An 18,333-nucleotide genomic window follows, 5' to 3' on the forward strand; every position below is an offset into this window, starting at 1 on the left:
CCCCACACGGCTATTGCGCCATCAGAGTTTCGCGGGTGCCTGGCACGCACTCCTCGCGCTTCCAGGACTTGAGGACTTTCTGCTCGTTGAACGTCAGCGTATACCGATAACAATACAATGTCGGTTTCGGCCCCTCTCCCGGCTTTCCCAAGAGCGCGCCGACCGATTCGCCCGCGCCGCTGATCCCAGGGGAGGTGATCGACTCCAACTCTTTGTCGCCCATCGGGACCCGGTACGTCCAGGTACTGTCCCCTCCCAACGCCGGCGTCTTGGTGGTATGGGGATTGCCCAACCTCTCACGAACATCGTCCTGGGTGAGTCGATCCACGCCCTTCTTGAAATAGGTGTCACGCCAGGGCCCGCCGCAGGCGGTACACGTGAGAACGAGGGCCATGACAAGCCCCCAGATAGCGGTGCGAAGAGCTGACCGGTAACGCATCATGATTGGGAATTCAGTTGCTGCATGCGTTTGATCGAGCAGTATAGGGCATAGCCTTGCGCCAGCATGCCGGTAGTGAGGAGGCCCAGCGCCGTGTGCAGCCAATGGGAGGCGGGATCGTCGAGTCCGTGCATACCAAATACAAATCCGAGGGCAATGGCCACGATACCGACCGCTCGTGCGATCATGCCCTGCATTCGCCAATTGATCTCTGTCTCATGTCTCTGCACCGTCATACGAGTACGCTACACTGGACAGGAACCGGACTTCAACTCCGCCGTTGCTTGATCGCCGACAGCCGTTTCTCCAACGGCGTCGCATCGGCGTCGCGATGCAATTTCTGCAAGACGCCGATGAGCTCGCCCAGGCTCTTTTCCACATCCCGGTGTGTCTCTCCAAGCGCCTTCTCGCGAATGGCCAACGCGCGCCGATAGAGCGGTTCCGCCTTCTCCAGAACCCCTTGCGACACATAGACCAGTCCCAGGTTGTGCAGGGTAAGGGCGACATCGGGATGGTCCGGGCCATGAAGACGCTCTTTGATCGCGAGCGCCCGCATGAGTAATGGTTCCGCCTCCGCATATTGTCCGTGCATCCGATGCAAGACGCCGAGGTTATTCAACGTCGCCGCCACATCGACATGATGCTCTCCATGCGCATCCTGGTAAATCTTCAAGGCCTGAAGATAGGCCGGTTCCGCTTCCACATACTTGCCCTGCGCCGTGAAAGCTTGCGCCTCACTCGACAGCGCGACGGCCACATGCCGATCCAAGAGTCCATACTCGGACTCGGCTTTTTTCACGGCCGCAGCAAAGATATGCTCCGCCTCAGGGTAATCCCCCTTCTGGAGCGCGCGCTGCCCCGCCGCCATCGCCGACTCCCAGGATTGTTGCTCGCAGGAGCACACCAAGGCCATCGCAAGCACCAGCGTGACAACGCGTAGCGAGACTCGAAGGCTCATGACCGTCGCATCTGCTCAACAATGGATTCGGCCGGATAGGTCACGATCTCGGCCAGCGTCGGATGGTAGTGCGGGATTCGAAGAAGGTCCTGTACGGTCCCGTGATAGTACATCACCGCAATCAGCTCATGAATCAGCTCTCCGGATTCCGGCCCGACAATCTCGGCACCCAGGACAGTCCCGCTTGCGCGGTCTGCCATCAATTTCACAAACCCTTGTGTGCTCCCGAGACACATGGCCTTTCCATGGTCGGCAAACGGATAGGTTCCGGTGAGGCAGGAGAGGCCGCGAGCACGGCAGGCTTTTTCCGTCAGACCCACCGCAGCGACTTGCGGCTCGGTAAAGATGACTTCCGCCACCAGCCGATCGTCGAAACGTCTGGGAGAATCGGCCGGATGGCAGGCATTCCACCCCGCCAGCTCCCCCTGTTGAATGGCGATGTGGACAACATCATAGAGATTCGTGACGTCCCCGACGGCAAAGATGTGGGGCTGCGATGTCCGCATTCCGTCATCCACGACCACACGACCGGCATCGACCGTCACGTGGGCCGCCGACAGATTCAGCCCGGCGATGTTCGGAACCCGGCCAAGCGCGTTGAGCACGAGATCGCCAACCAGGACCTCTTCCTCCCCTTTATGCAGGACAGACACCGCCATCTTCTTTCCGTCTCTCTGTACACGGAGCGCCTGCGTGTCGGTCATGACACGAAGGCCTTCGGCGGCGAGTGCCTGTCCGAGTGCAACTCCGACGTCGGCATCAAGATGGGACAGGACATGAGACGCCCGCTGCACGAGAGTGACCCGTGTGCCGATGCGCGCGAAGAACTGGGCAAACTCCAATCCGACGGGTCCGGCCCCCAGTACGATGAGCGATTCCGGCTGCTCCCGTCGATCCAGCAGACTGTCGCTGGTGACACAACCCGCCTCCGTCAGACCCGGAATCGCCACCTCGCGCGGAACCGATCCGGTGGCAATGATGAAGGATTTCGCGGCCAGACTCGTCGAACCGACCTGCAGCCGATCGGGGGAAAGAAAAGTCGCCGGCGCTTCGTAGAGCGCAAAGGCCGGATCGCGCAATTGCTGAATCCGGTAGTCGGCGAACTCACGGACCAAGCGGTTCTTTCGATCGACAATGGCTGAGAGGCTGGGGCGTACCTCGACCGGCGATAGGCCGAATTCTGGGGCTCGCCGCATCACCGCGGCAATCTCAGCCGATCGCAAGATGGTCTTCGTCGGCATGCAGCCCCGCAGAATGCAGAGTCCTCCGAGCGGGCCCTGATCAACGATCGCCACGTCTGCTCCCGCCTCACGGGCCGTCCGTGCCGCCGCATAACCGGCTGAACCGCCGCCGATCACGATCACGTCATGTGTCCGTTGAGTTGTCATACACCTTCCCTTTATAGTCGATCCACGAAAGGATACACCATGATCCGACCAGGCCGCTATCGACACTACAAGGGAAACGACTACGAAGTCGTGGGTGTGGCAAAACACTCCGAAACGGAAGAGGAGGTCGTCGTCTACCGCGCGCTCTATGGAGAAAAGGGGCTCTGGGTGAGACCGCTGGTCATGTTTCTTGACACCGTGGTGGTCGAGGGTCGACCGCAACCCCGTTTCCAATTCGTGGCGGAATGCCCCATTCCACCCAAGGCCTACCCCCCCCCAGCTCCACCTCGATCCTCATCCTCCTCAACTATTCAGCTTTCTTAGCTTAAGTATTTCCCGCAGTCCACCGATACTACGGGCGAGGAGAGACTTCCATGGCAGTCGTCCAAGCCATCACTGGAGTTGCCGAAACCTATCCGGTCAAACCGGTGACGCCCCGAGCTCCGCTGGTCGACGCCGTGGATAGCCAGGCCGGCGAGGATCCCCGCCACCCGGCCGGGGATCGAACGAAGTTGGCGGCGCAGCAGGCCTATCAAGAACAGACCAAGCAGACGCGGCCTCCAAAGCCGGCCATCCTGGCCAGAGATTTGATGACGACCCCGGTCATCACCTTGCCCTCCGACGCCACCCTTGTCGAAGCGTGGACCTTGATGACGCGCCGATCCTTCCGTCATCTGCCGATTTCCTCAGTCCATGGCACGCTGGTTGGAATGGTCTCGGACCGGGATCTGATCCGCCACGCTCCCGATCTCGTCATTGCCGGAGTGCAGAGCACCGCGGCCCATAGACGGTTGGCAGAAATCATGAGCCCTCGCGTGCTTTCCGCGGCACCCACGACCGACATTCGGGAAATCGCCCGGGTCATGATGGACGAGCGGGTCGGGGCATTGCCGATCCTCGATGCCAATCGGCAGCCGATCGGCATCATCTCCAAGCAGGACTTGCTCCGCGGTCTGGCCAACCACGGCCCCATAGAACTCTGGACCTAGCCGCGAGTCTCGTTCCCCTCCCACCGCGCGCATCACGTCACCGCCGATGCGACTCCCGGGAATCGGTCCAACTGAGCCACGCTATTCCATCATTGTCCAACGAGCGAATGTGGCGGCCTGGCCCGCTCGAATCCCCCGATCATCGACGACATTCCACACGGTGGCATCTTCGACCAGGAACCGCTTACCAGTAGAAGAGATTCTGATTCCACGATAGCCGGAATAATATCCCTGCCGCTCAGCCGCCGCCAACATGCGGGCGCGCTCATCTCGGTTCATGGCCTCCGCGGTGAGGCGGGAGGGCGTGCTCGTCAATTGTGCCCACGACAACTCCCACAGATCGAGAGCCTGCCGGTTGCCGTAATTCAACATCGGATCGGTCTGTGTGTCATGCGATACCACCACGAAGGGCGCGGCAAATAGCGCTTGCGCCTGCGCGTCTGGGGTGCCGGTTCGGATCAGCAAGTCCCGCCCGGTCCAGCGCCGAAAGCTATCCAGGAGCAGCTGCGACCATGTAACCAAAAAGCGGTGGGACACGTCATCGGTCGACATGCCATGCTGCTATCACGTCTGAACGGGCAAGACAAGCGAGGGAATTAGGGCTTGGCGGAATTGGCCTTGCGGGGGGTCGGTTTCGGGAGCAGGCGGTATTCGACGAGCCGACAGCTACAGAACGCCACTTGCCGGGTATCGGTTGTCACGCGCACGATGATGGAATGGCAGAACACACAGCCCAGCGAGCGGGTATCCCGGGCAATGGTCCAGCGAGGGATCGAGATATGATCGGGATTGAGTGTGTGGTCGCTCATCATAATCCGTATCGGCAGTCCTGGAAAATTCTGAAGTCTACCGATGTCATGCGCCCCTCCCTGGCATGCCGCCTGAGCCCTATGTATAATGACGGTCCTTTACACTCCACTGGTACCGGTTAGTGAGGAGCACGTCATGGCAGGCAAGACACTATTCGATAAGATTTGGGACACGCATCTCGTACGGGAGGAACCGGACGGGACGACACTGTTGTATATCGATCGGCAGCTGGTCCATGAAGTCACTTCGCCGCAGGCCTTCGAAGGGTTAAAGCTCTCCGGTCGCCGTCCGCGACGCCCAGCCGCGACGCTCGCGGTCCCGGACCACAATGTCCCGACGACGGATCGCCGTCTCGGTATTGCCGATGCCATCAGCGCCAAACAAATCCAGACACTGGAAGACAACTGCCGGGACTTCAATATTACGTTGTTCGGGATGAACGACATCCGCCAGGGGGTCGTCCACGTCATCGGCCCGGAACAAGGATTTACGCTCCCCGGCACGACGATCGTCTGCGGCGATTCGCACACCTCCACCCACGGCGCGTTCGGCGCTCTGGCCTTCGGCATCGGCACCAGCGAAGTCGAGCATGTGCTGGCGACGCAATGCCTGGTTCAGAAGCGGCCTAAGACGATGGAAATCCGCGTCGACGGCGTCCTTTCAGATCGCTGCTCTGCCAAGGACATCATTCTCGCCATCATCGGCAAGATCGGCACGGCCGGCGGGACCGGGTATGTCATCGAATATACGGGATCGGCCATTCGCGCCTTGAGCATGGAAGGCCGTATGACCCTGTGCAACATGTCGATCGAAGGCGGAGCCCGCGCCGGCATGGTCGCTCCGGATGAAAAGACCACCGCCTATATTCAAGGGCGTCCCTTGGCCCCGAAGGACGCGCTGTTCGAACAGGCCGTGCGGGCATGGGAACAATTGAAGACGGATCCCGACGCGACATACGACGCCACGCTGGTCATGCGCGCCGAGGACATTGCCCCGCAAGTCAGCTGGGGAACCAGCCCCGGGATGGTGCTCGGAGTGGATCAGCGGGTCCCGGACCCGGCCACGATGACCGACGACAATACCCGCAAGGCCACCGAGCGCGCGCTGGAATACATGGGACTCGCCGCGAACATGCCGATCGCGGACATCAGAATCGACAAGGTATTTATCGGGTCCTGCACGAATTCGCGCATTGAGGACTTGCGTCTCGCCGCGTCGCTGGCCAAAGGCAAGCAGGTCGCCAAGACGGTGCATGCGATGGTGGTGCCCGGCTCCGGTCTCGTGAAGCAGCAGGCGGAGCAGGAAGGACTCGACAAGATTTTCCGCGAAGCGGGGTTCGAGTGGCGGGAGGCCGGATGCAGCATGTGCCTGGCGATGAACGCCGATGTGCTCAAGCCGGGGGAACGCTGCGCCTCAACCAGCAATCGAAATTTCGAAGGGCGACAGGGAGCAGGCGGACGCACGCACCTGGTATCCCCGGCCATGGCCGTCGCCGCCGCCGTCGAGGGACACTTTATCGATATTCGTCATTGGAGTTAGAGGACATCATGCAAGCCTTTACCACGCTCACCGGCTTAGTCGCCCCCTTGGACCGGGTCAATGTCGACACGGACCAGATCATTCCGAAGCAGTACTTGAAGACGATCAAGCGCACGGGACTGCGCGAGGGATTGTTCTTCGACTGGAAGAAGCAGAAAGACGGGTCGCCGGATCCACAGTTTTTCCTGAACCAAGCCCGCTACCAAGGCGCCACGATTCTATTGACCCGCGACAACTTCGGCTGCGGCTCGTCCCGCGAACACGCCCCCTGGGCCCTGCTCGATCAGGGATTCCGTTGCGTGATTGCGCCGAGCTTCGCGGACATCTTCTACAATAATTGTTTTCAAAACGGCATCCTGCCCGTAGTCCTCACGGCCGACGAGGTCCTGGCGATGATGCACGAGGTCCTGGCCGCGCCCGGCTACCAGCTGACGGTGGATCTCGGCAAGCAAACCGTCACCACGCCAACCGGCAAGATCTGCACATTTGCGATTGATCCGTTCCGCAAAGACTGTTTGTATCGCGGGCTCGATTCGATCGGCCTGACGCTGCAACACGAGTCCGCTATTTCCTCCTACGAACAAAAGCGGAAAACCGAAGCGCCCTGGCTGTTCGCCGATATTCCGTCATGAACTGAGGACCTAGCCCATGAAGTTCTTGCGTCCCACATTCCTGCTGACCATCGTCCTCTTTCTCGGTGCAGCCTATCTCCTCATCGCCTTCAACCTGAGTTACTCCGACGGGAGTCGAGCGGGTTATATCCAGAAGTTCTCTCAAAAGGGATGGGTCTGCAAAACGTATGAGGGCGAGCTGGCCATGACGACGGTGCCGGGCGTCGCTCCGGTACTTTGGAGCTTCACCGTCCGAGACGAACGGGTCGCCGCCGAGCTCGATAAAGTCCTGGGCAAGCGCGTGATCCTCCACTACAAGGAATACCGCTACCTCCCCACGACTTGCTTCGGAGAGACCGACTATTTTGTGGATCGGGTCGAAATCCAGGAGTAGGCAGCGACCTGCAAACAGGCTGTTTCAACGGCTCTGCTAGAGCCAGCGCCGTTGGCGGAACGCCATCAGCATCCCTGCGGCAATCAGCCCCATCGCTCCCAGCACCGCCGGATAGCCCCACTCCGATTTCAGCTCCGGCATGTGCTCGAAGTTCATACCGTAAATGCTTGCGATAAAGCTCAGCGGCATGAAGATCGTTGTGATGACGGTCAACACACGCATGACCGTGTTGAGACGGTAACTGACGCTGGACAAGTAAATATCGAGGCTGGCCGAGACCATCTCGCGCAAGGTTTCGATCGTATCGACGATCTGCACGACATGATCGTACACATCCCTGAAAAAAACCTTGGTCGGTTCATGCAGATAGGGGCAATCGGAACGGGAGAGGCCGTTCGTCGCTTCCCGCAGCGGCCACACCGCCCGGCGAAGGAAGAGCAACTGTCGTTTGAGGGCGTGAACTTCCCTCAGCGTGTCCGGCCTCGGATCCGCCACTACTTTCTCTTGTAATAATTCAATTTTTTCGCCCAGAGATTCGAGGACCAGGAAGTACTGGTCGACGATCGCATCCACCAAGGCATACAGCAGATAGTCGGCGCCGCTCTGCCGCAGACGGCCCTTGCCCCCGCGCAACCGTTCCCGCACCGGCTTGAAGACGTCGGTCCCGTTCTCCTGAAATGACAAGACGAAATTCCGTCCGATGACGAAACTCACCTGCTCGACCAGTAAATCGTGCGTCTCCGTGACGGACAACACCTTCATGACCAGAAACAGGTAGGACTCATAGTCATCCAGCTTCGGGCGTTGATCGGTGTTGGCAATGTCTTCGAGCAGCAGGGGATGGAGCGAGAATTGTTTTCCGAAGGCTTCGAGCAGATCCAGCTTATGAACCCCGCCGATATCCACCCAGGTGACGGACTCATCGGCGGGCGGCTGCAACTCTTCCGGATCGGTCACAATCCGCTCATCGCAGCGCGCGCCGGCATAATCGAAGACCGTCATGGTCACCGTGTCGGCTTTTTTCTCACCGATGTGGACCAGCGTCCCCGGCGGCAACCCGGTTTTCTTCGAACGTTTTTGGACCAGTTTCATAGGTGCTCTGCTTGTACGCAGATTCTCCCGGGAGGTCAAGCCATCGAATGAGCCGGCTTCCAATCTCAGCGCGACCTTGCTACTCTGCACTATGTCTTGGGAACAGGAATATCGCGTCCTCACCGCCGCGATTCGCGAAGCCGGCGCCGAAGCCTTGCGGCTTGCCGCAGAGGGATTTCAGATCTATACCAAACCGGACGATTCTCCGGTCACCTCGGCCGACCATGCCGTCAATGACATTCTCATGGATCGTCTGCTCGGACAATTTCCGCACGACGGATGGCTGTCTGAAGAAACCCCCGATACCGACGCCCGGCTGACCAAACCCCGCGTCTGGGTCATCGATCCCATCGACGGAACCAAAGCCTTCATCCGGCACGAGCCGGAATATTGCATCTCCGTGGCGCTGCTGGAAGGCACACAGCCGGTGCTGGCGGCGATCTTTAATCCGTCGACCAACGAACTCTATACCGCGATCCGCGGCCAGGGCCTCCATCTGAATGGCGCACCGGCCCCACGCCACGAGTCGGAGGCCGGCCAACTGCTGACGATCGCGCTCAGTCCGTGGGAACTCCATGTCGGGCGCTTCAAATCGATCGAGTCGCACATGACGAGTCGCCCGATGCGCTCCATCGCCTGGGCGCTGGCGCAGGCAGCCCGTGGGACGATTCACGGCGTCATCACCTTCGAGCCGGAAAATGAGTGGGATGTGGCGGCCGGAACGCTCTTGCTCGAAGAAGCCGGCGGATCAGCGCACGATGGCGCGGGACAGCCGCTCCGATACAACCAACCGCTTCCCCGTTTTGGGGGATTCATCGCAACCGTGCAGGGATTTCCCGATCACCTCACAGCCCAGGTACGACAACTCCCGAGATCAGCCCGCTGACAGAGGAAAGACGACGGCCTCATGCGCGTAGCAATTGTAGGGATTGGCTTACTCGGACGAGCCGTTGCAGAACGGCTGCACGACTCGGGACATGCCGTCACGGTCCATAACCGCACGGCTTCCAAGACGGATCCCCTCCGCGCGCAGGGCATCACGGTGGCCGCGACCGTTGATGACGCGGTGGCCTCCACGGACTGTACGTTGCTCTTCTTGACCGATGCGGCCGCCATTCACGCTGTGCTGTTCCCTCCCACCGGACCGGTAGATCTCCGAGGTCGAACCATTATTCAAATGGGGACCATCAGCCCGGATGAAAGCCGTGCATTCCAACGCGCGGTGGCCGATGGCGGAGGAGACTACTTCGAAGCGCCTGTCCTGGGCAGCCTCCCTGAGGCCAAGGCCGGCACCTTACTCGTTTTGGGCGGGGGCACAGCTGACCAGCTCCGTCGCTGGGAGCCGATATTCTCATCATTATTGACGCCGGCCCCATCCCTTATCGGGCCCGTCGGACAGGCCGCCGCCCTCAAGCTGGCGCTGAATCATCTGATCGCCGCGGAGCTTTCCGCCTTCGCCCTGAGCCTGGGGCTTATCCAACGAGCCGGAATCTCCGTCGACCAGTTCATGGCCGTTCTCAAATCCAGCGCGCTGTTTGCGCCGGCCTTCGAGAAAAAGCTCCCCCGACTGCTGACACGCCGGTACGACAAGCCGAACTTTCCCACCAGCCATCTACTCAAAGACGTGAACCTGTTTGCCGATGAAGCGCGGCATCAGGGACTGAACGTGGCCGGCCTAGCAGGTGTGCGCGCCCTCCTCGAGCAAGCCATCCAGGAGGGACACCGGGATGAGGACTATTCGGCGCTGTTTGAATCGATTAACCCGAGAAATTAAGGAGCGGGAGGCGTATCGCTGGCGGCTACACTGGACGTCTTTCGCGAGAGATGGAAGGTCCCCCCTTTTGCCGTCGGAGCTCGATCATCGCCGATGCGTGTATACCACCAGCGGCCATCACCCTCGGAAATATCCGGGCTCAATTCCACGACGAAGTGACCCTCTCGGTCATTCTCTTCCTGCAGCCAGGTGCCCTCCCAATGGAAACCACTGAAAGCGACGGTTCGAAGCTGCCCCTTCTTCCACCCGTAGGTCCCGTTGCCCGTCTCATCGAGCGTGAGCAGCACCACCGCCAGCTCTTCGTAGTCCCACTCGCCGGCGAGGACGCGGCGATCGCCCGAATCATGCGCGGCCGATCCGGCAGGCGATGAGCTCGTAAGAAGGTGTGAGGCTTGCGGATGACTGCACGCGGCCAGCAGCAGCATTCCCACGATCAGCGCGGGACTCCGAGATAGCATCAGACGCATAAACAGACAGACTCCCCGATGTTTCACCCTATCTACCATGCAGCGGCGCGATGGACAAGCGCTTCAAGAAAATCGGAACCGACCGGCCTTACAGATGGAGCCTCGCCACCCGCCGACAAGCCTCGTCAAAATCAGACTCGGTTTTCGCATAGCTGAAACGCACAAACCGCGCGCCTTCCGGACCCGAGAAGAAGGCTTCTCCTGGAACGGCGGCTACGCCAGCCATCTCCAATAGCGCCATCGCGCGAGCCTTGCCAGTGCTCCCTGGAAGCCGGCTCGCGTCCGCCAGAACGTAGTAGGCGCCCTGGGGAACAGACGGCGTGAGCCCCGCCTGCAAGAGCGCCTCGCAAAAGCGGTCCCGCTTGCGTTGAAACTCCCGAGTCATCTCCCGGTAGAAGGAGTCCGGCAGCTCGCGAATGCCGGCCGCCACACCCATTTGCAATGGCGCAGGCGCACAGACATACAACAGATCATTCATCGCCCCGATGAGATGCGCCCAGCGCTCCGCCGCGACGCTGTAGCCGATGCGCCACCCGGTAATGCTGAATGTCTTGGAGTAGCCTCCGATTGTGATCGTCCGCTCGGCCATATCAGGCAAGGTCGCGAGACTCACGTGTTGTCGGCCATCATACAAAACGTACTCGTAGATTTCGTCGGTGAAGACGAACAAGTCGTGGCGCGTCGCGATCTCGGCAATCCCTTCCAGCTCCGCACGCGAAAACACTTTACCCGATGGATTGCCGGGGCTATTCACCACAATCGCTCTGGTGCGGTTCGTAACGGCCCTTTCCACCTCGGCGAGCGAGAAAGTCCAATCAGGTGGTTGCATCCGCACCGGCACAGGAACGGTATCGACCGACTTCAGCGCCGTCGCATGGTACTGGTAGTAGGGTTCGAAGAGAATGACCTCATCGCCGGGGTTCAACAGGGCGGCGCACGCGCAATGAAACGAGCCCGTCGCCCCGGCACTCACCGTGATGTGGCGTTCAGGATCGGCCTGAATGCCATTGTAGCGAGCCAGCTTCGTGGCCAGCGCCTGCCGCAATTCAGCGAGACCGTCGAATCGCGTATAGGTATTGAATCCCTGGTCCATGGCGCGCTTGGCACCCTCCAAGACCGGCAGTGGGACGGGCGTGTCACAGACCCCTTGGGCCATGTTCACCCCCTTGGCGTTCACACAGGCCTGAGTCATGGCTCGGATTTCCGACGGTCCGAGCTGCGCCATCCTGAGATTCCCCGTTCGCTTCATCACTGCTCCTCCTCTCTCCCATTCCAATCCGATCTTTTTCGCAGAGACCTCGGCGAAGGTCAACTGCTTGTCGAGATCCCGCCACACCGCCACCCTTGATGGCACTCTAGTTACTTCTTAGTCGTTTGTACTTGCATTCGTGTGGGCCTCTGTTAGACATTCTCTGTGACGTCAGGATCTTTCCGGAGGCGTTGCCCCCCGTCCGAACTACACCATCTGGGGAAGGCGGAAAGACAGAACACGCGGTACAGTCAAGGCGGAGGAATTTCTGAGAGGACATGAGGGTTATGGAATTACGACCACAACCGCCTGCGAACCCGGACCCGGCAAGCGATCACCACAAGGATCGACGAGGAAGGCGGATGCCGCTCTCCTGCCGTCTGTTCTTCTTCGGCGAAGACGACTTCGAGGGTGAGGCCACGCTACTGGACATTTCCGCGAGCGGCTGTCGCGCGAGTTCGTCGATTCCACTCGAGATCGGAATGATTCTGCGACTGTCTCTTTTCCTGCCCGATCATCAATGGCCGCTACGCATCAATCAGGCGCTCATTCGCTGGATCGACCACAAGGAGATCGGACTGGAGTTCATCGACATTACCATGGCCCAGCGGGAGCGGCTGCGGACGTTGGTGATGAAAGCACGATAACGCCCCGTTGACATCACTCTGGGAGGGCTCCGACCTCACCGGTACCTCTTACGTTTGATCGCTCGGAGCAGCGGAAATTCTTCCCCCCGGATTTCCGAACGGTCTCCTACGATGGAGAGGGCAGCGATATTGAAGGGGGCTTGGCTGAATGATCCGGCGGAGTCGCTTGGGGACTTCTGGATCGATACCTTTCGTAGTACTTGAGCACTTTGCGCACATAGTGCTGGGTTTCGCGAATACGTGGAATCCGGCCTCCCTTCACCCGATGTACCCCGGCATTGTAGGCGGCCAGCGTCAGCGAAAGATCCCCGTCGTAGAGATTCAGCAGATGCCGCAGCTGTTTCGCGCCACCACCGATGTTCTGAATGGGATCGTGGAGGTCTCCCACCCGTAAGGTGGCAGCGGTCTCGGGAGTCAATTGCATGAGCCCGACCGCTCCCTTCCGAGAGACCGCGTCCGGACGAAAATCAGACTCCGTCTTAATGACCGCACGCAAGAGCGCCGGATCGAGTCGGTACCGTTTAGCGTAGAACGCGATCGCCCGACGGATTTCCTGTGTGTCATATCGCGGGCGCCCGTCGAAATCCGACTTCGTGGGAACAGGAATCGCCCCGACCATCGCCATGGCCAATACAAGAATCCCCGCGTTGCGCAGAAACGCAACGGAGGGGCGAAACCGCTGTATGGAGATTGGAGTAGTCACGCAGTAACCTGGCCGACCCATTCAGCAGGGGTGGACCCGGGTTACCGAAGTATCTCCTCAAGAGCCGTGCCGTCCAGATCGATTCACAACTTACTGAAGACATTCAGGCTTTATCTTAATGGATCCTGCGACGAGGATGCGCAGATCGAACAATCGTGACCATTTCTCGGCAAGAGAACTACGGCAGGACTCTTGCCCCGTCACTTTTGGCCATGCCCCAATAGACAAAGGCCTGGACGGTCGCCACCAGCACCACGAGCATCAACAGTATGAGAAGCGCCACGGCGATCCCGCCCATCACAGGAGCGTGATAGGCATGAAAAATCACGGCTACAGGCTGGTCCGTGAAAGGACTGAAATGCGAGAGCCAGCCAAAAGCCAATCCACCCAACCCGATACCGGCCCAGAATCTCGGGCCCACTGTTCCTCGCCGGTAACCGATCAATCCCAGCCCTAACACGAGATAGATCGAGGCGATCACGACGATGAAGCCGATCGACTGGTCATCGATTGGCCAGTGGAAATCGCCGCGCAGGACATGATCGACGGCATGGAGTCCGTTCAACACCGCAATCCCCTTGATCAGTCGTTCGAGCGTATCGGGCTGACGTACAGGCATCGCCTAGGGCTTCCCCCAAACCTCTTCCAGCCGTTGGGTCCGGCCGCAATTGAATTTATAGAACTTATAGCGCACGGGATTCTTTTTATAGAAATCCTGGTGATACTCTTCGGCCGGGTAAAACGCCGTGGCCGCTACAATCTGCGTCACGATCGGGCTATGAAATCTTTTCGACTCTTCAAGTCGCTTTCTCGAGGCCTCTGCCAATTTCTGCTCTTCGGGAGTCGAAGGAAATATCGCGGCCCGATACTGATTGCCATGGTCACAGAATTGGGCGTTCGGGGTCAACGGATCCACATTGCGCCAGAACGCATCCAAGAGCTTCTCGTAACTCACTTTGGCGGGATCGTAGGTCACCTCAACCGATTCCGCGTGCCCGGTCCCGCCGGCTGACACCTGCTCATAGGTCGGATTGGCCAGGGTTCCGTCCATGTAGCCGGACACCGTCGAGAGGACACCGTCGACTTTCTCAAAGGCTTCCTCCATGCACCAGAAGCACCCGCCGGCAAAATAGGCCTTGGCTGGAGCGGTCGCGGCCGAGCGCTCCGGTTGGATCAGACTAAGGCCCAACCCCATCACCAGGACCATCCCTGCCAATGCTGCTTGTCCGAAATTCCGTCTTGTCATTGCGAAGACCCTCCTCTGTGGTCAGTCGAGGCTGACGCGAAACTCTTACAGTCTACTACGGCGCTCGGTTTCCGATGGATTTTCGGGTATGATGTCCACATGCATTTCTCGAAGCTTCTGCTCTTCGTTGCGACCCTCACTGCGCTGTCCGGTTGCGCCTCCTGGTTCGCGAAGGGGGAAATACCGGACGTGCTGGTCAGCAATATCACCCCTCTGGATAGCACGCCATTCGAGCAGCGGCTCAAAATCGATCTGCGCGTCCGGAATCCGAACGACTACGAGCTCCAGGTGACCGGCATGGACATCCGATTGGATTTGAATGGAAAGCGGTTGGCCCGCGGTCTCGGGAACCAGGCGTTCACCGTCCCGCGTTTGAGCGATAGCGTCGTGTCGATTGAAACGACGACATCTACCCTCGATGTCGTGCGACAGGTTCTCGGGTTACGAAAAGTTCAGGCCCTGAGTTACGAGATCAGCGGCGTGCTGCATCTCAAAGAGGGCCGGCTCCCCTTCGAGAATAGCGGGGTGCTGGTAGAAAAAGGCGAGCTCTCCGGCGTTCTCGCTCCCTAACGGACCCTCACAATGCCAGATCGCCGTATTCCGTCGGCTCTTCCGAATGAGACCGGCGCTTCCTGCCGCCCATTTGCTTCATAATGAGCTCGATCGCCTCTTCCGGAGAGCCGGCTGCAGAGACGAGGCGTTTGCCTAGCTTGCGGAAGAACGCCACATCGGCCGGAGCGGCATCTACAAGAATCACAGGCTTCCCGGCTTTCACCGCCAACGCGACTTCAGACACCGTGCCGGACCCACTTAGACCGCACGCCACCACCACATCACTCGTGAGCACATTGATGTTGTTACGGCCGCTGCCCATTTCCGTAATGATCGGCACATCGACATGACACGACACCCGGTCCTTCGCCGTGGGCAAAATTCCCACCGTCAGGCTCCCGCCGACTCGCTTCGCTCCCTCACAGGCGGCATCCATGACACCCAGGTCGCGTCCGCCGGTAAGCACCACCCAGCCGCGCCTGGCGATAAATTCGCCGAGTACCCGCGCGTTATCCAGATCTTTCTTCTTCGCCTTGGCCGGCCCCATTACACCCACTATGAATCGCATCGCTCCTCCGCTCCAGACTGCCCCGATTAAACTCGTGATGCTGTCAGTGTGACATCGGCAGAGATTCAATAGGCCCAGGCCGCCTTGACCTGCCCGTCGATCGTACGCCCACAATGAATCGACTCGCTCTTCCACTCCGGACTACTTGATTAAAATCGTGATGCCGTCAGTGTGACATCAGCATAGGTCCAGGCCGACTTGAACTGTCCGTCGGCCTTGTCCGCGTCGCCCCCTTTATGCTGGGCGCGGAGGCTCTGGGTCAATCCCCAGAGACTCCACCCGTTCTGCGGGTGACGCCGAAGATCCTCCCGGTAGACCTGTTCGGCTTCGGCCGGCCGGCCGGCCGTCAGCAACGTCGCCCCCAGATAGTGGCGTACGGGAATCGGCCAATAGGGAGGCTCCGTGTAGGCCAGAGATTCTTCCAGTGCCACCCCTTCACGCAGAATCCTGATGGCCTCGTCATACTTCTGGCGGCGTGCGGCAATGTCTCCCGCCAGCAGCCGCTCTGCAATTTGTAACATGGTCCGCGCGGTCTTGTCCTCGGGACTCCGGTCGCGGCGGAACTGCTTCGCCAGGCCAGCCAGCACAAAATGCTCGCCTTCGGCCCCCGGAACTCTGCCTACTGCCGCCGAGGCAAGTCCCCGCCCCAGCCGCCACATACCTTCTTGCACCCGTAATCCCTTCGGTGGGACCGGCTCGTGCAGCAGGTCCTCCCACCGGCCGAACCGGATCAGCGAAAATACCGGCGCCGGAAGATAGAACTCTTTCCACCTTTCCTTCCGTGCTTCCGCTTCGGTAATGGTCCCCGTCAATTCTCGGGCGGTCTTCAGCGCCTCCGCCTGTCGCCCTTCCATCATCAGTGAGGCCCAGAGAAAATGCAGATTGTGCGTGAAGTAGCCATCCGCATAGTCTCCGCTCAGCGCCCGTCCTGCCAGGTAGTCTTTGTCGACATGGACCGCGTGGGCGTTTCCTTCTGCCGCCTCATGATACTTGCCGAGGCGAAGATAGATATGCGCCGGCATATGCACCAGGTGTCCAGCCCCCGGCATGAGGCCGGCCAACCGTTCAGCACAGGCCAGAGCCCGCTCCGGCTTCGGCGACGCTTCGACGACATGGATGTAGTAATGGCAGGCGCCGGGGTGATCGGGATATCTGGCGAGGACCGCTTCCAGCATCGATACCATCTCGTCGGTCCCAGGATGCGGACGTCCGTCAGACATCCAGAAATCCCACGGCCGCAGATCCATCAACGCCTCGGCAAAGAGGACTCCGGCATCCGGATCATCCGGCGACTGCTGCCGGACAGTCCGCATCGCCGAGGCATAGGCCTTATCGAGCGCGACACGGGAGCCGCCTTTGGCGCTGTATCGTTTACCAAGCGCCTCAATGTATCGTTGCTCGGCGGAACTGACGCGGCCGGCCTGCGTCCGGGCTTTCTGCAGCGCCTCCCATGCCCGCCGTTCATCGGCCTTGGCCATCGGCGCATTGATATTCGGTCCCAAGGCCAGCGCAATCCCCCAATAGGCCATCGCGGCAGTCGGGTCGAGCCGAGCCGCCTCCTCGAACGAACGAATCGCCTCTTCATGATTGAACGCGTAGACCAGGCGCAAGCCCTGATCGAAATAGTGCTGCGCCTGGTCGGACGTGGTGGTGATCGGATGGCGAAGCGTTCCGAGATCGGTAAACAGCGTGACGGATTCCGCCGCCTCAGCGGCGCCTCCCCACGACAGCAGGAGTGCGAGGCCCACAAAGGCAGCGCGACTCAGCCGGCTCACCGAACGGCGAGAACGAGTGACAGCGCCGGCGACACGCTGTTGAGGGTTAGTCTGTGCGGTGGTCAATGTTGCGAATAAGGACTGCACGTCCGCTGTCATCCAAAAACGCTTCGACTCTGTCGCCGACATGAGCAGGCCGGTCGATGCGGGTGTTTTCATCCAACGCCACACGGCGCTCCGAACCATCCAGAAGGCGAAGGACATACGCACCGCCTTCCAGCAACAGTACAGACCCCTGCACGGATTGCGTATCCGCCGGCCGCGCGAGCCGTATCTGCCCCTCGGGCTGAACGCCCAACGTTCCCCGGACAATACCGATCCCGAGGGACTCCTCGTGAGTCCCCGCGGTTGACGCACAACCGGTCAGCACACAGAAGAGTCCGCCCAGCATCACCGCTCTACGCACAGAACCACCTCATAAATCATGTTACAAATTGAGTGACGGCTCGCGTGATACTTTCCGTGAAGCGGACAGCTCTTTCCCGCCGGACTTCGCCCGCATCACCCGGGATTTCTTCGCAGACGGAGCAGCTTGGGCCGCAGCCATGGCCATCGGCAACTGCTGCGCTTCCAACTCTTGCCCTAAATAGACCAAGACCTGCTGCTGCGACCCCACCATCGCCTTCAATTCTTGTAACTGAACCGATAGGCGGGCCACCTCTTGCTGATGAGCCAACAACTCCAGGCGCAATGCGACCACTTCATCACGCGGTGCTGATGTCACGGCTGGGACGGGCATGGACTCCGGCAGCCTCTCCGCTGATTCAATATGCGGGACCGTCGCATCCAGAAGGGCATTCCATCTGGCCAAGCGATCGTCGGACAGATATACCGTCCCCGTAGCAGGCTGAGGCTTCGCGCCTTCTGGTCCACCGGACTGGTCCAGTGAAACAGGCCCGGCCGGCTGGCGCTTCATAGGTGCGCCCGTCGATCGACCCAACCGGTGGAACTGCGCCACCATGTCGGCAATTCCGCGCGCACAGGTTGCTCCGGACTCCATCACCAGTTGGATGAAGGACCGCTGCTTCGGTCGCGCGGCGGACATCTGCGCAGGAGAAGGAATGCGTGCGATCAGGTTAATGGGTTGGTCGCTAAATCGACGGGACATGACGGAACCTCCTCTATCAACTTC

25 protein-coding genes are annotated in these 18,333 nt (G+C 60.0%); 9 read left to right on the forward strand and 16 right to left on the reverse strand.

The window, feature by feature from the left end:
• Nucleotides 1-10: 10 nt before the first annotated feature.
• Genes Q8N04_18085 through Q8N04_18100 form a run of 4 tightly spaced genes read right to left on the reverse strand, consistent with a single transcriptional unit; the run spans nt 11 to nt 2,785 of the window.
• Complete coding sequence (locus Q8N04_18085; protein ID MDP3092589.1) at nt 11-394, reverse strand: hypothetical protein; 384 nt, start codon at nt 392-394, stop codon at nt 11-13.
• Between the two features lie 44 nt (nt 395-438).
• The gene (locus Q8N04_18090; GenBank protein ID MDP3092590.1) at nt 439-675 is read right to left on the reverse strand and encodes a hypothetical protein; all 237 of its coding nucleotides are present in this window, start codon (nt 673-675) and stop codon (nt 439-441) included.
• 32 nt (nt 676-707) lie between these two features.
• Complete coding sequence (locus tag Q8N04_18095) at nt 708-1,397, reverse strand: tetratricopeptide repeat protein (GenBank protein ID MDP3092591.1); 690 nt, start codon at nt 1,395-1,397, stop codon at nt 708-710.
• Complete coding sequence (locus Q8N04_18100; GenBank protein MDP3092592.1) at nt 1,394-2,785, reverse strand: FAD-dependent oxidoreductase; 1,392 nt, start codon at nt 2,783-2,785, stop codon at nt 1,394-1,396. Before Q8N04_18100 ends, Q8N04_18095 begins: the two co-directional genes overlap by 4 nt.
• A 39-nt stretch (nt 2,786-2,824) precedes the next feature.
• On the opposite strand from Q8N04_18100, the gene Q8N04_18105 reads away from it, so the two are divergent.
• Nucleotides 2,825-3,109, forward strand: coding sequence for a DUF1653 domain-containing protein (locus Q8N04_18105; GenBank protein ID MDP3092593.1), 285 nt, complete (start codon nt 2,825-2,827; stop codon nt 3,107-3,109).
• Nucleotides 3,110-3,159: 50 nt separating this feature from the next.
• The gene (locus Q8N04_18110) at nt 3,160-3,774 is read left to right on the forward strand and encodes a CBS domain-containing protein (GenBank protein MDP3092594.1); all 615 of its coding nucleotides are present in this window, start codon (nt 3,160-3,162) and stop codon (nt 3,772-3,774) included.
• 81 nt (nt 3,775-3,855) lie between these two features.
• On the opposite strand, the gene Q8N04_18115 is transcribed toward Q8N04_18110, so the two are convergent.
• Together Q8N04_18115 and Q8N04_18120 are read right to left on the reverse strand one after the other, a co-directional pair.
• The gene (locus Q8N04_18115; protein ID MDP3092595.1) at nt 3,856-4,326 is read right to left on the reverse strand and encodes an MEKHLA domain-containing protein; all 471 of its coding nucleotides are present in this window, start codon (nt 4,324-4,326) and stop codon (nt 3,856-3,858) included.
• Between the two features lie 44 nt (nt 4,327-4,370).
• A complete protein-coding gene (locus Q8N04_18120) occupies nt 4,371-4,586 on the reverse strand; it encodes a hypothetical protein (GenBank protein ID MDP3092596.1) in 216 nt (71 codons plus the stop codon).
• A 133-nt stretch (nt 4,587-4,719) separates the two neighbouring features.
• On the opposite strand from Q8N04_18120, the gene leuC reads away from it, so the two are divergent.
• From leuC to Q8N04_18135, 3 genes are read left to right on the forward strand one after another with little or no spacing between them, the layout of a single operon-like run.
• Nucleotides 4,720-6,123 carry a 3-isopropylmalate dehydratase large subunit gene (leuC, locus tag Q8N04_18125; GenBank protein MDP3092597.1) on the forward strand — a complete coding sequence of 468 codons (1,404 nt, stop codon included), beginning with the start codon at nt 4,720-4,722 and terminating at the stop codon, nt 6,121-6,123.
• A gap of 8 nt (nt 6,124-6,131) precedes the next feature.
• Complete coding sequence (gene leuD / locus Q8N04_18130; protein ID MDP3092598.1) at nt 6,132-6,755, forward strand: 3-isopropylmalate dehydratase small subunit; 624 nt, start codon at nt 6,132-6,134, stop codon at nt 6,753-6,755.
• Nucleotides 6,756-6,771: 16 nt separating this feature from the next.
• Nucleotides 6,772-7,128, forward strand: coding sequence for a hypothetical protein (locus Q8N04_18135; protein MDP3092599.1), 357 nt, complete (start codon nt 6,772-6,774; stop codon nt 7,126-7,128).
• Between the two features lie 36 nt (nt 7,129-7,164).
• On the opposite strand, the gene corA is transcribed toward Q8N04_18135, so the two are convergent.
• Nucleotides 7,165-8,220, reverse strand: coding sequence for a magnesium/cobalt transporter CorA (gene corA / locus Q8N04_18140; protein MDP3092600.1), 1,056 nt, complete (start codon nt 8,218-8,220; stop codon nt 7,165-7,167).
• A gap of 91 nt (nt 8,221-8,311) precedes the next feature.
• Here corA and Q8N04_18145 point away from each other — a divergent pair, with 91 nt between their 5' ends.
• Nucleotides 8,312-9,106, forward strand: coding sequence for a 3'(2'),5'-bisphosphate nucleotidase CysQ (locus tag Q8N04_18145; protein MDP3092601.1), 795 nt, complete (start codon nt 8,312-8,314; stop codon nt 9,104-9,106).
• A 21-nt stretch (nt 9,107-9,127) separates the two neighbouring features.
• On the forward strand, nt 9,128-9,994 hold the full coding sequence (locus Q8N04_18150; GenBank protein MDP3092602.1) for an NAD(P)-dependent oxidoreductase: 867 nt from the start codon (nt 9,128-9,130) through the stop codon (nt 9,992-9,994).
• On the opposite strand, the gene Q8N04_18155 is transcribed toward Q8N04_18150, so the two are convergent.
• Together Q8N04_18155 and Q8N04_18160 are read right to left on the reverse strand one after the other, a co-directional pair.
• Complete coding sequence (locus Q8N04_18155; protein ID MDP3092603.1) at nt 9,991-10,461, reverse strand: hypothetical protein; 471 nt, start codon at nt 10,459-10,461, stop codon at nt 9,991-9,993. The genes Q8N04_18150 and Q8N04_18155 overlap by 4 nt on opposite strands.
• A gap of 88 nt (nt 10,462-10,549) precedes the next feature.
• Nucleotides 10,550-11,815 carry an aminotransferase class I/II-fold pyridoxal phosphate-dependent enzyme gene (locus Q8N04_18160; GenBank protein MDP3092604.1) on the reverse strand — a complete coding sequence of 422 codons (1,266 nt, stop codon included), beginning with the start codon at nt 11,813-11,815 and terminating at the stop codon, nt 10,550-10,552.
• Between the two features lie 182 nt (nt 11,816-11,997).
• Between Q8N04_18160 and Q8N04_18165 the strand changes: the two genes are divergently transcribed.
• Nucleotides 11,998-12,357 carry a PilZ domain-containing protein gene (locus Q8N04_18165; protein ID MDP3092605.1) on the forward strand — a complete coding sequence of 120 codons (360 nt, stop codon included), beginning with the start codon at nt 11,998-12,000 and terminating at the stop codon, nt 12,355-12,357.
• Nucleotides 12,358-12,463: 106 nt separating this feature from the next.
• Here the strand turns inward: Q8N04_18165 and Q8N04_18170 are convergent, their stop codons facing one another.
• From Q8N04_18170 to msrA, 3 genes are all read right to left on the reverse strand, one after another.
• The gene (locus Q8N04_18170) at nt 12,464-13,060 is read right to left on the reverse strand and encodes a lytic transglycosylase domain-containing protein (protein ID MDP3092606.1); all 597 of its coding nucleotides are present in this window, start codon (nt 13,058-13,060) and stop codon (nt 12,464-12,466) included.
• A gap of 178 nt (nt 13,061-13,238) precedes the next feature.
• Nucleotides 13,239-13,679 carry a hypothetical protein gene (locus Q8N04_18175; GenBank protein MDP3092607.1) on the reverse strand — a complete coding sequence of 147 codons (441 nt, stop codon included), beginning with the start codon at nt 13,677-13,679 and terminating at the stop codon, nt 13,239-13,241.
• A 3-nt stretch (nt 13,680-13,682) separates the two neighbouring features.
• Nucleotides 13,683-14,306, reverse strand: a complete 624-nt coding sequence (gene msrA, locus Q8N04_18180; GenBank protein MDP3092608.1) for a peptide-methionine (S)-S-oxide reductase MsrA — start codon at nt 14,304-14,306, stop codon at nt 13,683-13,685.
• Between the two features lie 99 nt (nt 14,307-14,405).
• On the opposite strand from msrA, the gene Q8N04_18185 reads away from it, so the two are divergent.
• Nucleotides 14,406-14,876, forward strand: coding sequence for an LEA type 2 family protein (locus Q8N04_18185; protein ID MDP3092609.1), 471 nt, complete (start codon nt 14,406-14,408; stop codon nt 14,874-14,876).
• A gap of 7 nt (nt 14,877-14,883) precedes the next feature.
• Here the strand turns inward: Q8N04_18185 and Q8N04_18190 are convergent, their stop codons facing one another.
• The 4 genes from Q8N04_18190 to Q8N04_18205 form a co-directional block, all read right to left on the reverse strand.
• A complete protein-coding gene (locus tag Q8N04_18190; GenBank protein MDP3092610.1) occupies nt 14,884-15,426 on the reverse strand; it encodes a hypothetical protein in 543 nt (180 codons plus the stop codon).
• A gap of 149 nt (nt 15,427-15,575) precedes the next feature.
• Entirely contained in the window at nt 15,576-17,174 is a 1,599-nt protein-coding gene (locus Q8N04_18195) for a hypothetical protein (protein MDP3092611.1), read from the reverse strand.
• Between the two features lie 73 nt (nt 17,175-17,247).
• A complete protein-coding gene (locus tag Q8N04_18200) occupies nt 17,248-17,607 on the reverse strand; it encodes a hypothetical protein (protein ID MDP3092612.1) in 360 nt (119 codons plus the stop codon).
• A 21-nt stretch (nt 17,608-17,628) separates the two neighbouring features.
• Nucleotides 17,629-18,309 carry a hypothetical protein gene (locus Q8N04_18205; protein MDP3092613.1) on the reverse strand — a complete coding sequence of 227 codons (681 nt, stop codon included), beginning with the start codon at nt 18,307-18,309 and terminating at the stop codon, nt 17,629-17,631.
• Nucleotides 18,310-18,333 lie beyond the last annotated feature (24 nt).

It is taken from the genome of Nitrospira sp. (assembly GCA_030692565.1).
Classification (GTDB): Bacteria; Nitrospirota; Nitrospiria; order Nitrospirales; family Nitrospiraceae; genus Nitrospira_D.

Coding starts and splice junctions, on each gene's coding strand:
- Q8N04_18085 (MDP3092589.1), bottom strand. CDS start 394: ATGGCCCTCGTTCTCACGTGTACCGCCTGCGGCGGGCCCTGGCGTGAC.
- Q8N04_18090 (MDP3092590.1), bottom strand. CDS start 675: ATGACGGTGCAGAGACATGAGACAGAGATCAATTGGCGAATGCAGGGC.
- Q8N04_18095 (MDP3092591.1), bottom strand. CDS start 1,397: ATGAGCCTTCGAGTCTCGCTACGCGTTGTCACGCTGGTGCTTGCGATG.
- Q8N04_18100 (MDP3092592.1), bottom strand. CDS start 2,785: ATGACAACTCAACGGACACATGACGTGATCGTGATCGGCGGCGGTTCA.
- Q8N04_18105 (MDP3092593.1), top strand. CDS start 2,825: ATGATCCGACCAGGCCGCTATCGACACTACAAGGGAAACGACTACGAA.
- Q8N04_18110 (MDP3092594.1), top strand. CDS start 3,160: ATGGCAGTCGTCCAAGCCATCACTGGAGTTGCCGAAACCTATCCGGTC.
- Q8N04_18115 (MDP3092595.1), bottom strand. CDS start 4,326: ATGTCGACCGATGACGTGTCCCACCGCTTTTTGGTTACATGGTCGCAG.
- Q8N04_18120 (MDP3092596.1), bottom strand. CDS start 4,586: ATGATGAGCGACCACACACTCAATCCCGATCATATCTCGATCCCTCGC.
- leuC (MDP3092597.1), top strand. CDS start 4,720: ATGGCAGGCAAGACACTATTCGATAAGATTTGGGACACGCATCTCGTA.
- leuD (MDP3092598.1), top strand. CDS start 6,132: ATGCAAGCCTTTACCACGCTCACCGGCTTAGTCGCCCCCTTGGACCGG.
- Q8N04_18135 (MDP3092599.1), top strand. CDS start 6,772: ATGAAGTTCTTGCGTCCCACATTCCTGCTGACCATCGTCCTCTTTCTC.
- corA (MDP3092600.1), bottom strand. CDS start 8,220: ATGAAACTGGTCCAAAAACGTTCGAAGAAAACCGGGTTGCCGCCGGGG.
- Q8N04_18145 (MDP3092601.1), top strand. CDS start 8,312: ATGTCTTGGGAACAGGAATATCGCGTCCTCACCGCCGCGATTCGCGAA.
- Q8N04_18150 (MDP3092602.1), top strand. CDS start 9,128: ATGCGCGTAGCAATTGTAGGGATTGGCTTACTCGGACGAGCCGTTGCA.
- Q8N04_18155 (MDP3092603.1), bottom strand. CDS start 10,461: ATGCGTCTGATGCTATCTCGGAGTCCCGCGCTGATCGTGGGAATGCTG.
- Q8N04_18165 (MDP3092605.1), top strand. CDS start 11,998: ATGGAATTACGACCACAACCGCCTGCGAACCCGGACCCGGCAAGCGAT.
- Q8N04_18175 (MDP3092607.1), bottom strand. CDS start 13,679: ATGCCTGTACGTCAGCCCGATACGCTCGAACGACTGATCAAGGGGATT.
- msrA (MDP3092608.1), bottom strand. CDS start 14,306: ATGACAAGACGGAATTTCGGACAAGCAGCATTGGCAGGGATGGTCCTG.
- Q8N04_18185 (MDP3092609.1), top strand. CDS start 14,406: ATGCATTTCTCGAAGCTTCTGCTCTTCGTTGCGACCCTCACTGCGCTG.
- Q8N04_18190 (MDP3092610.1), bottom strand. CDS start 15,426: ATGCGATTCATAGTGGGTGTAATGGGGCCGGCCAAGGCGAAGAAGAAA.
- Q8N04_18205 (MDP3092613.1), bottom strand. CDS start 18,309: ATGTCCCGTCGATTTAGCGACCAACCCATTAACCTGATCGCACGCATT.